Origin of the sequence: Staphylococcus sp. FSL W8-0774 (assembly GCF_038006785.1) — a bacterium.
Lineage (GTDB): Bacteria > Bacillota > Bacilli > Staphylococcales > Staphylococcaceae > Staphylococcus > Staphylococcus pasteuri.
Map to the genome: position 1 here is coordinate 1807987 of NZ_JBBOVW010000001.1, position 12696 is coordinate 1820682.

Consider the following 12696-nt stretch of genomic DNA (forward strand, 5'->3'; position numbering starts at 1 on the left):
ATAGATTAAAAAAATTATACGATGTATATTTACACTTATCAATATATTTTTAGAATTTTATATAAAATGTATTATATTATTATCTATTTGTGCGCTTTATTTAAACGATATGGCTCTTTTGTAGTATTGAATTTTGAGATATACTATATAAGACTATCAAAAAATGAAAAATTTCAGGAGGACTATCATATATGTTAAATAAAGTTTGGTTCCGAACTGGCATAGCTTTAATTATGTTGTTCATACTCATCAAACTATTTATGCAAGTGCATGAAGTATTTACCCCTATTGTTACCATTATTGGATCTGTTTTCCTTCCATTTATTATTAGTGGTTTCTTATTTTATATATGTTTACCATTTCAAAATTTATTAGAAAAATGGGGATTTCCAAGATGGGCTAGTATTGTAACTATATTTGTCGTGTTAATAGCAATAATTGCTATAGTTGTAGCCTTTATTGCACCAATCTTAATTTCAAATATGAATAATTTGATTAAACAAACACCAGCATTACAAAGAGAAACTGAGCGTCTGGTTAATTTCGCACTAACTCAAATTGATAAATTACCAAATGATGTCACTCACCGTATTAATAATATGGTTAAATCAATGGGTGATGGCGTAACAGATGTCTTATCAAACTCACTTTCATATATCACATCATTAATTTCTACTATTTTCTTATTGATTATGGTACCGTTCTTCCTTATTTATATGTTAAAAGATCACGAAAAATTCATTCCAGCAGTTGGTAAATTTTTCAAAGGAGAACGTAAAGTATTTGTAGTAGATTTATTGAAAGATTTAAACTACACGTTGAAGTCATATATCCAAGGACAAGTAACAGTTAGTGTTATTTTAGGTATTATCTTATATATTGGTTATACAATTATTGGATTACCTTATACACCATTATTAGTATTATTTGCTGGTGTAGCTAATTTAATACCATTCTTAGGTCCATGGCTTTCATTCACGCCAGCAGCTATTTTAGGTATTATCGATGGTCCGACGACTTTTGTTTGGGTGTGTGTTATCACTTTAATTGCACAACAATTAGAAGGAAATGTCATTACACCAAATGTTATGGGTAAATCACTAAGCATGCATCCATTAACAATCATTGTGGTTATTTTAGCAGCTGGAGATTTAGGTGGTTTTACACTAATATTAATCGCTGTACCTTTATATGCAGTATTAAAAACAATAATTAGCAATATCTTTAAATATCGTCAACGAATTATCGATAAAGCGAATAGTAACGTTAAAGATTAGATATTCTTTCACATAACATAAAATTATAACTAAAAAAGCTGTGAAGATGCCTATAGCCTTCTTCACAGTTTTTTATTGTTTTCCAATACTTCTTCAACTAATCACATAAAACAAAAACCAAGTGGGTCGTAAAGACATCTCACTTGGTCATTTGATTTATTTTGTAGCTTTCGTTTTAAAATTCCTAGCTTTATTATTTAATTGCGTGGTATCCACCATCAACATGGATGTTTTCACCTGTAACACCGCTAGAAAAATCACTTAATAAGTAAGCCGCAGTTTTACCTACTTCTTCTTGGTCAACGTGACGTTTTAATGGTGCACGTTCTTCAATTTCTTTAAGAATTGTGTTAAATCCACCTACACCTTTAGCACTTAAAGTACGAATAGGACCAGCTGAGATTGCATTTACACGGATGTTATCTTCACCTAAGTCTAGTGCTAAATATTTAACATTTGCTTCTAAACTTGCTTTAGCTACGCCCATAACATTATAGTTTTGTACAGCAAATTCTCCACCTAAATAAGTTGTAGCAACAATGCTTCCACCTTCAGGCATTAATTTTTTAGCTTCATTTGCAACAATAGTTAGTGAATATGAACTAATATCTTGCGCTAATAAGAAACCTTCTCTTGATGTTTCAGAGAAACGTCCTCTTAAATCTTCCATGTTGGCAAAAGCAATTGAATGATAAACGCCATCAATATTGCCTACATCTTCACCGATTTTAGCAAAGCCATTAACAACATCTTCATCACTTTGAACATCGATTTGATATAAACGTTGTTCTGATTGATTAAGTTGATCTAATAATTTTTCTAATTCTTTACGGCTACGATCTTTACGATATGTAAATACTAATTTAGCACCTAGTTGATCTAGTACTTTGGCAACGCCAAAACCAATACTACGTTTATTGGCAATTCCCATAATGACATAAGTTTTATTTTCAAGATTTAACATGCAAATAACTCCTTTTAATAAGATATATAATAAATCATTTCAAACGTTTCTAAATTTTTCACTCAATATATTTTAACATTTTTAGTACCTGATAATAAAGCATTTTAGATTTACTCTATAGTTCACACTATACTTATATTAAATTTCATATTATTTATATAATTAAAAAGATCTGTAAGTATGATGTATACTTACAGATCCATAATCCTTTATTAATAATAGAATTCTAATTCTTGTTTTAACTCATCTACATATTCTTTTGAACCTGTCACAATAAGTCTATCTTTATAACGTAATTGCGTATCACCATGAGGAACAATAGAATCATTATTGCGCACAATTCTTACAAAAATAATATCTCCACCGAATGGGAAATTTCGTAATTGAATGTTCTCATATTTATAATTCAACATTTGTATTTCATATAGAGATGTTTCTACATTACTTAATAAGTTAAGCATATTCGGCGTTTCTATTAATCCTTTAAGTAATATTTTATTACTTAGATAATTACTAAATATTTCTATGCCTAACGATTTCATTTCTAAGTCTTCATTTGTACTTTCAAGTCTACATATCACTCGTTCTACGCCATGTTCTTTAGCCATCAAAGCGACTTTTCGGTTGATTTCATCATCATTAGTCGCACATACAACGATGTCACGATCGAATAACCCTAATCTTTCAAGTATTCCTTGTTCATAATCAGCGATTTCGACCATAGTAATTTCATCGGATAATTTACGACTATCACTTAAATCTTTACGATAATAAAGTGAAATGTCATACAATTGGGAAGTTAAATTCTGTACGATAGGAATAGTCAGTTGGTTTTTACCTATCAAGCTTACCTCAATACGACGATTCATTTCATTAGGTACTGGGAATAGCTTTTTAAAAATAACAGGCACAAAGACACAAGTAATGACTGCACTTAAAATAAGTAACCCTGATGTTTCTGCTGAAATTGTCTTTAATTGTTCAGCGATTTTAGCTGCAGCAATAACTAATGATAGCGTTGACGTTAATAAGAATGCTGAAGCAACAGTCGTCTTCATATCAAACCATCGTTTTATAAGAAATACTGGAATTAGCTTAGATACTATAAAAGCCAAAATTAAAATAGGTATAATGATTAACAATGATGGTTCTTTCACTAATGATGGAATGTCTAAATCTACACCCACCATAATAAAGAATATAGGAATGAAAAATCCGTATCCAAATGAGTCTAATTTCTCAACCATTTCTTCATCAGGATTTAATAATGATACAACTACGCCAGCTAAGAATGCACCAAGTATGTATTCAGCACCAACACCTTCTGCTAATGCAACAAGTAATATAATCAATGCAAATACAGCACGTATACCAATTTGTGTAGTACCACCCATTAATTTTTGTAAAAATGACATTCGTTTAAATAGTACTCCAATAACGTAGAAAATAATTGTAAATACTACCAAAATGCCTGTAAGCCAGATGGTACTACCACCGTGACCGTTAACCGCACCATAAATTGTTAGTAATATCATTGTTACTAAATCGGCTAATACCGCAACTAACAAGATAAATTGTCCAATAGTCGTTCTCATTATATTCATTTCTTTTAATGTCGGAACTACCACACCTAATGAAATAGTAGATATGATAATTATCATTAATAATACATCATCTATTAAACCAAACCATTTTAATGCGTATGCTAAAATAATTGAAACAATCATGATTAATGCAAATACTGTCATTGCGAGGTTTAAATGACCTGGTAATTTCTTCTCTTCTTTTCTTTCACCTTGTCGAGGACGAGAATCTTTTTTAAAGGCGTTAAAATCAATTTCTAATCCACTTAAAAACATTAAAAAGATAAAGCCTAATGTTGATAAAATACTAAGCATAGAATCTTTGGTTACTAAGTTTAAAAATGAATTACCTATAATTATCCCCATTAATATTTCAGCAACTACGACAGGTAAAAAATTAATATTCAACCTATTTATTATAATAGGTGTTAAGAATGCAGCTACAACTACAATCACAAGTGATAAGAACTCCATTAGTTCCTCCTTAAGTTAAATATGACATAAATGATGTTGCTAAGCCGAAATAAATTAACATACTTACAATGTCGTTAATTGTTGTAATAAATGGACCACTTGCAACTGCTGGGTCAATTTTTAATTTATTCATTAATAATGGAATCATTGATCCAACTAATGTACCAACTGTCATAGCACACGTTAAACTGCCACCAACAATGACTGCTAATAAGGGTTGTCTATAAATAGCAATAATTATAATGATTAAAATGATGGAACAAACAATTCCTGATAAAAAGCCACTTCCCGCTTCTCTTAAAGCAACTTTAAATTTACTTTGTTCGTCGATATCACCAGTTGAAATATTACGTACAGATACGGCTAAAGATTGCGTACCAGAATTACCTGACATCCCACTAATAATTGGTATAAAGGCTGCTAATAAAGCGACTTTTGCTAAAGTGTCTTCAAAGCTACCTAAAATTGTTGCAGTAATCATACCTAAAAACGTTAAAATGATTAGCCAAGGTAAACGTTTTGTTGCCGTTTTGATTACTGAATCATTAGTAGAATCAATATCAGAGACACCGGCTAAACGAGAGTAGTCTTCACTTGCCTCTTCATCCATAACATCTAAAATATCATCAATTGTAATAATACCTAATAGATGATTTTGGTAATCAACAACAGGTACTGCAATGAAATCATAGTCTCTCATTGTTTGTGCAACGTCTTCTTGGTCAATTGCGACATCTACACTAATAACACGTTCACTCATCACATCTTCAATATAAGCATCGTTCTCAGCTGTGATTAAATCTCTTAAAGATAAAACCCCAACTAATTGATCATCTTCATTGATAGCAAAAATCACGTAAATTGTTTCAGCATTTGGCGCTTGTTCTTTAACATGCATTAATGCTTCTTTAACAGGAGTAGTAGATTTTAATGAAAGATATTCTGTTGTCATAATACCGCCGGCGGTATCTTCTTCATAATGTAGTAATGCCTTTATTTCATTGGCATCTTCTTTATTCATTAATGTAAGTAAACTAGCGACTTTAGGTTTAGTTAATTCGTTTAAAATGTCTACTGCATTATCGTATGACATTTCTTCTAAAATATGACTTGCGTAGTTTGCATTAATTTTTTCAAATAATTCTTCGTAATCCTCATCGTCTATATCCAAGTGATCAAAGAAATCAGCAACTTCTTGTGGTGATAAGAATTGGAATATTTTTTGTCTATTCTCATCATCAGTGTCTTCAAAGTATTCACTTTGTTCGTAATTATGCATTGATAAAAATTCTTCTCTAAATGCATCTATATCTTCATTTTGTAATAATTGATCTAATAAGTCTTTATCGTACACATCTTCGCTAGCGTATTCTTTCTCTTTCATTTCTGTGTCGTTAGACAATTTAAACACCTCCAAAATGCTTTTTATATCATGTCATACCATTGATTTAGTTGTTTATAATCAGTTGTTATTTCAATTGTATTTTTACTTACTGGGTGTTCAAATGTTAGTTTGTAACACTGTAAACATTGCCCCTCTATTTTATCATGTTTACCACCGTATAATGTATCACCAATTAAAGGATGACCTAAATGTTGAAAATGCACCCTTATTTGATGAGTCCGACCAGTACATAATTGGACTTCACATAAACTTACATGACTCTTTTGTTTAATCGTCTGATATATGGTTTTAGCATACTTACCATTTTCTGATACTTGTCTTTCAATAATACTATGACTAGTTCTTGAAATGGGCGCTTCAATCACATCACTTGGTTTTGTTAAACCATGGGCTAAACATATATATTTTTTATTCATATTAATTTTTGAAAATAAGTAATGAATATATCCATATTTTGCAAATAAAACAATACCAGTCGTATTACGATCTAATCGTGTAACAATATGTGGGTTAGTATTTTCACCTTTGTCTTGTAAATAACCTAAAACTTGTTCAACTAAGCTCTCATGTGGATGTTCACGAGAAGGTGCACAATTTTGTCCATTAGGTTTGAAGACAATAATAATGTAGTCATCTTCAAATAAAATATCTAATGGTTTCAAATATGGAACTAAGTTAGCGCTCGGAACTTCCTTTGGTAAACGCACTTCTAATTTGTCATTGATATCAAGTTCAAACCTTACTGTTACAGGTTTATTATTTACAAGTAAAGCGCCATTAGTTTTAATGGCGCTAATCGTTTTCTTAGAAAAATCATGTCGTTTTAAAAATGTTTTAAGCGTTTCTTTTTGCGTAATTGTATAACGGAATATCATATTTCATCATCACTTGAAATAAAGGAATCGTGTACCCTTTTCCAAAATGGGAATGGTCTAAAGCGTGCAAACCTTACTTTTTCATTTGCTACTCTATATTGAATCGCATTCACATTTTTATGTTTAATGCTGACATGGTCAATAGTCGTACGTATCGTATCATGATTCACTGGAGTAATAAGACAAGTATGATGTTTAGGTAACACAAGTGGTGACCCTACCGTTCTAAACACGCGATTGTTAATTGACGCAATCTCAGCAATTTGCATTGCTTCAAGAGAAGGATGAATTAACGCTCCACCTAATGCTTTGTTATAGGCTGTAGAACCTGATGGTGTAGATATACACAAACCATCACCTCTAAAACGCTCAAAATGTTTTCCGCGAATATTAACATCCACAACTAATGTTGATCCATTTTCAGTTTTCATGGTTGCTTCATTCAAAGCTAAGTACCTTGTTTCATAACCATTATTATTATATCGGACTATGATTTCTAATAATGGATATTCAATGACTTGAAATTCTGAATTGTTAATTTCAATAATCAATTTTTCGACTTCATGAGGTAACCAATCAGCATAAAATCCTAAATGGCCAGTATGAACACCGACAAATGCTACTTTCGATAACATATGACTATACTGATGAAAGGCTTGAAGTAAAGTACCATCGCCACCAACTGATATGACTATTTCTGGATTTTCTTTATCTTCAACCATTTGAAAATCTTTCATATGGCTAATCATTTTATGCTTTAACGCATTGGATTTTGAATCACCTTTAGTTAGGATTGTATAACGCATCTTTACACCTCATTAGTCATTTTCATGCTTTTTTGCACGCTTTTGTGTATAGTATTTTTGTGCTTCTTGAATTTCATCTTTGATTTCAGACATTTCTTCATCTAATAAGTATGCCGCTTCAGCTGCTCTTTCTAAACGATGTTGTATCTCACTTGGATAATCCCCATCATATTTATAACGCAATGTATGCTCAATCGTTGACCAAAAGTTCATTGCCAATGTTCTAATTTGAATTTCAGCTAATATCGACTTTTGTCCACTCAATGTTTCAATTGGATATTCAATGATGACATGATAAGAACGGTAACCACTTTCTTTAGTATTACGAATATAGTCTCTTTCTTCAACGACGCTAAAGTCTTTACGTTGACGTAAAATATTGACAACTACATCGATGTCATCAACAAATTGACACATAATTCGTAACCCAGCTATGTCATACATTTCTTCTCTTAATCTATCAAATTGAATTCCACGTTTATTGGCTTTATCAATTATACTTGAAATAGGTTTTACGCGGCCTGTTACGAATTCAATGGGAGAACTATGTTCACTAATTTCATATTGTCTACGTAATCCTTTTAATTTTACTTTTAATTCATTAACGGCCTGTTTATAAGGTGTTAAAAATTGATCCCACTGGTTCATATTCATTCACTCCGCTTCATTCTAGTTCAAAAGTTTTTTCAACAGCAGAAACAAACTCCTTACCATAGTTATTATTACCTTCTATATTATCCAATATGTAATCTAATTCTTCTTGGAAATGTTTAAGTTCTAACGTTTCATTTACGACTAGTTTTTTACCTTTATTTTCATGTAGCATTGACCATGTTTCTTCAACAAAGATCAAATACGAATAGGATTGTCCATCATCTAATATGTAAGCAAATCCGTAGTTATCACTGTCAACAAGCATTTGTCCTACTTCTTCTAATCCTTCAATAGAATCTTCTGAATAACAATAAATTGTATCATCTTTCACTTTTATCTCATTTATATATATACGCATGCTTGCCCCTCCTTATTCCATATTAGTTTAACATAATTTGGCCATTCAACACACATATCTATGACATTATTCTTACATTATTATTAGGTTTATGATTGTTCAAATTAAAACCAAAAGTATATGTCTGATATTATTAAAATATATGTAAAAATGTACATCGTCAAAATGATCAAAATTACTTTAAATCATGGATGATTTACGTCATAATATTGATAAATTTAAAATAAACATAAAGAAAAGTATCGGGGTGTATCTCTATCATGGCAACTAATAATGAAATTGAATTTAAACAAATACTAAATGAAAATGTATATAATGACATTAAACACAAATACTTTAAGGACGATACTCCTTTTAAACAAATTAACTATTATATTGACACTGAGGATTTTAAATTAAAATCAAATCAATCGGCTTTAAGAATACGTGTGAAAGACGATACTTATGAAATGACGCTTAAAGTTCCAGCAGAAGTCGGTTTAACAGAATATAATTTTGATGTATCTATAGAACCTAAAATTAATAAAGTAATTAGCCACGATCAATTACCATCAGACATTAGACATATTATATCTGAAAAATACGGCATTCAAGATGGTAGTTTATCTATTTTAGGTGCATTAACAACATATCGAATGGAAACCAATTATAAAAATGAATTACTTGTACTGGATAAAAGTGAATATCTGGGCACTGAGGATTATGAACTTGAATTTGAAGTTAACCAATATGAAGAAGGTTTAACAAAATTCAATGAGTTACTTCAGTCATTTAATCTGGCTCACCAAAAACCATTGAATAAAGTTCAACGATTCTTTGAACGAAAAAAAGAATTATCTTAAATTAGCAAAAAATAGCTATAATGCAAATTACTTTCATATGTAAAAATTCATGTTATATTAGATATATATTAATGGAACACGGTGATAATATGCCTAGAACACCTTATGACATCATCGGGCAAGACGCACTATATCAAATGATTGATCATTTTTACTCGTTAGTTGAACAAGACGATAGAATTAATCATTTATTCCCTGGTGATTTTAAAGAAACGAGTCGAAAGCAAAAACAATTTTTAACTCAGTTTTTAGGTGGCCCTGATTTATATACTCAAGAACATGGACACCCCATGTTAAAAAGATGACATATGGAATTTACAATTACTGAATTTGAACGCGATGCTTGGTTAGAAAATATGTCTATTGCGATTACCCACGCTAATTTTCCCGATGGGGTTGGAGACTATTTATATGAAAGATTGCGACTAACAGCTAATCACATGGTAAATTCCGAAAATTAATTGTAGGTGAAATGACATGGCTGAAGAGTTAAGAGTAATGGAGAATAAGAGTTGTGAAGATGCAAATACTGATCTATCACCTGTATGCAAAATAGAAATTTACTCTTTTTTCGATCCCTTTAGTAAAGATTGCTTTAAATTATCTGCAATTTTATCTAAATTAAGAATTGAATATAATCAATATATACGTGTTAGACATATTCTTAATCCTTCATTAAAAGTTTTAACAAAATGCCAAGCACAAAGCACCTCTGATTTTGATAATATTGCCCTTGCTTATAAAGCGGCTGAATTACAAGGTCGTTTAAGAGCTGAGCGTTTTATTCATTTAATACAAAATGAAATTATTCCAAAGCGTGATATTATCACTGAAGAAATGATATGTGATTGTGTAAAAAATGCTGGAATAGATTATGAAGTGTTTAAAGAAGACTTACAAAAAAGTAAACTTACTGAAAGTTTAAAAGTTGACTTGCATATAGCACGTGAAATGGAAATTGAACAATCCCCTTCTCTCGTCTTTTTCAATGAAGATGTGCACGAAGAAGGTTTAAAAGTTGAAGGATTATATCCTTACCATATATACACATATATTATTAACGAACTTATGGGTAGTCCTATTGAAAAGAACTTACCACCAAAATTAGAGACATACATTCAACAAAAGCAACTTGTTACAATGGAAGAATTGCTTACTATATATGAATGGCCTGAGAAATTACTTAATAAAGAACTAAAAAAATTAATGCTTCAACAAAAAGTTGAAAAACTTAATTATCCTGAAGGTAAATTTTGGAAATCAAAAATGCCCAAACCTAATTGTTAAATATAAATATTAATAAAGCCAACACAAAATGATTTTAAATAATCTTTTGTGCTGGCTTTTTGTTTATTCATTAATTGTATAATTTATGTATATTGTTTAACGTATAATTTTATAATAAATAAAAAAAACGCCGTGTCTGATTACACGACGCTAAACAAAGGGGATGGGAGAAATTTTTCACTTCAAACAAAGGGGTATGTTTGTTATGTGATTAATTTCATGTTCATAATATAACACGACACATACCCCATTTCAACCATTCAGTTTATTAAATTTTAAATTGTCACAATCTGTTCATAATGTAAGCGAATTCAATCATATTAAGCTTTCATTAGCTTTTCAAAAGCATCTAATTTTTGTTCAAAGACTTCACATGCTTGTTCAATTGGTTCTGGTGTTGTCATATCTACACCTGCATTTTTTAGTATTTCAATTGGATAATTTGAACTACCTTTTTTCAAGAATTCATTAATATATCTTTCAACAGCTGGTTGCCCTTCTGTCAAAATTTGATGACTTAAACTTTGTGCAGCACTATAGCCTGTTGCGTATTGATATACATAATAATTCATATAGAAGTGTGGAATTCGAGACCATTCTTTACTGATATCTTCATCAGTTTCGACAGCATCTCCAAAATATTGTTTATTCAATTTGGCATATTCTTCATTCATACGATTAGGTGTTAATGGTTCACCCGCTTCTTCAATTTGATGAATTTTATGTTCAAATTCAGCAAACATAGTTTGACGGAATAGAGTTGCTCTAAATCGTTCTAATTCTTGGTTTAGAAGTAATAAGCGTCTTTCATCGTCAAGATGTTTATCCATATAGTCACTTAGTAATGCTTCATTACAAGTTGAAGCAACTTCTGCTACAAATATAGTATAATCACTTAAGTTTGAAGGTTGGTTTTGACGACTGAAATAACTATGAGCTGAATGACCAAATTCATGAACTAATGTATATAAATCAGATACTGTATCTGACCAATTTAATAAGATGAATGGATTTGTTAAATGCGCACCTGATGAGTAGCCGCCTGAACGTTTACCTTTATTTTCATATACATCTACCCAACGATTTTCTAGTCCTTCTTTAACTACATTTAAATATTCTTCACCCATAGGTTCAAGTGCTTTTAACATCCATGATTTAGCTTCTTCATAAGGCATTTCAAATTTAACGTCTTTTACTAATGGTGTATATAAGTCATACATTTTCAAATCATCAATACCTAATAACTCTTGACGCAATTTAGTATATCTATGAAGTAAAGGTAAGTATTTGTGAACTGTTTTCACTAAGTTATCATAAACTTCTTCCGGAATATGATTATTACTTAAAGCTTTTTCACGTGCAGAATTGTAATGGTGTGTACGAGCGTTAAAGACATTTTTCTTAACTTCACCTGCTAATGTTGCACCTAAAGTATTATTATGTGCTCCATAAGCTTTATAAACATTTCTGAAAGCAGATTCTCTTAATACTCTATCATCTGATTCTAGATATTTAATAAAAGTACCTTGTGTAAGTGGATGTGCTTCTCCATCTTTATCTATAGCATCTTCAAATTCTAGATCAGCATTACTGAACATTCCATATACATTTGATGGTGTTGATAAAGCATCTTGAGCTTCAGTAAGTAATTTTTCAGTATCAGCATCTAAAATATGTGGACGTTTTTCATTAATAAGTTGCAAATCGAACTCATATTGTTTCAATTTATCATTAGATTGAATAAACGATTGAATTGTCGCTTCATCAATTTGTAAAATCTCTGGCACTAAGAAACTCCATGCTGAACTATATTTAATAATTAATTGGTGTGCACGTGATTCCATACCAGTATATTGATCATTAGCAGTATCTTGGTCTTGTTTAAGATGAGCATAAACATATACCTTCTCTAATTTAGTACCTATTTCATCTTCTAATGCTAATGCTTCATATAAAGTTTCGGCACTGTCACCTAAGTGTCCTTTAAATTGCTCTTCTTTAACGATATCATTTTCAACTTCTTTAAATGCTTCTTCAAATGCTTCATTGTTTGGGAAAATCGTTGTTAGATCCCATGTATATTCAGGATATTTACGTTCCTGTTCTTCTCTAGTTAATTGTTGATTCATAAATAAACCTCCTCGAAATTCTCAATAACTTAATTTTCTCAT

General features: G+C 30.7%; 11 protein-coding genes and 1 pseudogene. 4 read left to right on the forward strand and 8 right to left on the reverse strand.

Annotated features, from left to right (window positions below):
- Window positions 1-191: 191 nt before the first annotated feature.
- Window positions 192-1277, forward strand: coding sequence for a lipoteichoic acid biosynthesis protein CozEa (gene cozEa, locus NSQ15_RS08775; protein ID WP_017637382.1), 1086 nt, complete (start codon window positions 192-194; stop codon window positions 1275-1277).
- A 193-nt stretch (window positions 1278-1470) separates the two neighbouring features.
- Here cozEa and fabI read toward each other — a convergent pair whose 3' ends face one another.
- The 7 genes from fabI to NSQ15_RS08810 form a co-directional block, all read right to left on the reverse strand.
- Window positions 1471-2241 (reverse strand): enoyl-ACP reductase FabI, encoded by a 771-nt coding sequence (gene fabI, locus NSQ15_RS08780; protein ID WP_340747105.1) that lies wholly within the window; start codon window positions 2239-2241, stop codon window positions 1471-1473.
- A 212-nt stretch (window positions 2242-2453) separates the two neighbouring features.
- Entirely contained in the window at window positions 2454-4298 is a 1845-nt protein-coding gene (locus tag NSQ15_RS08785; RefSeq protein WP_017637384.1) for a monovalent cation:proton antiporter family protein, read from the reverse strand.
- A gap of 10 nt (window positions 4299-4308) precedes the next feature.
- Window positions 4309-5682 (reverse strand): magnesium transporter, encoded by a 1374-nt coding sequence (mgtE, locus tag NSQ15_RS08790; protein ID WP_445684189.1) that lies wholly within the window; start codon window positions 5680-5682, stop codon window positions 4309-4311.
- Between the two features lie 41 nt (window positions 5683-5723).
- Window positions 5724-6578: an RluA family pseudouridine synthase gene (locus tag NSQ15_RS08795; RefSeq protein WP_029055564.1), complete on the reverse strand. Its 855-nt coding sequence runs from the start codon at window positions 6576-6578 to the stop codon at window positions 5724-5726.
- Window positions 6575-7384: an NAD kinase gene (locus NSQ15_RS08800; RefSeq protein WP_070452261.1), complete on the reverse strand. Its 810-nt coding sequence runs from the start codon at window positions 7382-7384 to the stop codon at window positions 6575-6577. Before NSQ15_RS08800 ends, NSQ15_RS08795 begins: the two co-directional genes overlap by 4 nt.
- A 12-nt stretch (window positions 7385-7396) precedes the next feature.
- Complete coding sequence (locus NSQ15_RS08805; protein ID WP_017637388.1) at window positions 7397-8032, reverse strand: GTP pyrophosphokinase; 636 nt, start codon at window positions 8030-8032, stop codon at window positions 7397-7399.
- Window positions 8033-8048: 16 nt separating this feature from the next.
- Window positions 8049-8396, reverse strand: a complete 348-nt coding sequence (locus NSQ15_RS08810; protein WP_017637389.1) for a UPF0738 family protein — start codon at window positions 8394-8396, stop codon at window positions 8049-8051.
- A 260-nt stretch (window positions 8397-8656) separates the two neighbouring features.
- On the opposite strand from NSQ15_RS08810, the gene NSQ15_RS08815 reads away from it, so the two are divergent.
- The 3 genes and pseudogenes from NSQ15_RS08815 (at window position 8657) to yjbH (ending at window position 10525) form a co-directional block, all read left to right on the forward strand.
- The gene (locus tag NSQ15_RS08815) at window positions 8657-9238 is read left to right on the forward strand and encodes a CYTH domain-containing protein (RefSeq protein ID WP_017637390.1); all 582 of its coding nucleotides are present in this window, start codon (window positions 8657-8659) and stop codon (window positions 9236-9238) included.
- Between the two features lie 89 nt (window positions 9239-9327).
- A pseudogene (locus tag NSQ15_RS08820) lies at window positions 9328-9699 on the forward strand (truncated hemoglobin YjbI).
- A 16-nt stretch (window positions 9700-9715) separates the two neighbouring features.
- A complete protein-coding gene (gene yjbH / locus NSQ15_RS08825) occupies window positions 9716-10525 on the forward strand; it encodes a protease adaptor protein YjbH (protein ID WP_340747107.1) in 810 nt (269 codons plus the stop codon).
- A gap of 320 nt (window positions 10526-10845) precedes the next feature.
- On the opposite strand, the gene pepF is transcribed toward yjbH, so the two are convergent.
- Entirely contained in the window at window positions 10846-12654 is a 1809-nt protein-coding gene (gene pepF, locus NSQ15_RS08830; protein ID WP_124760739.1) for an oligoendopeptidase F, read from the reverse strand.
- Window positions 12655-12696: the final 42 nt, after the last annotated feature.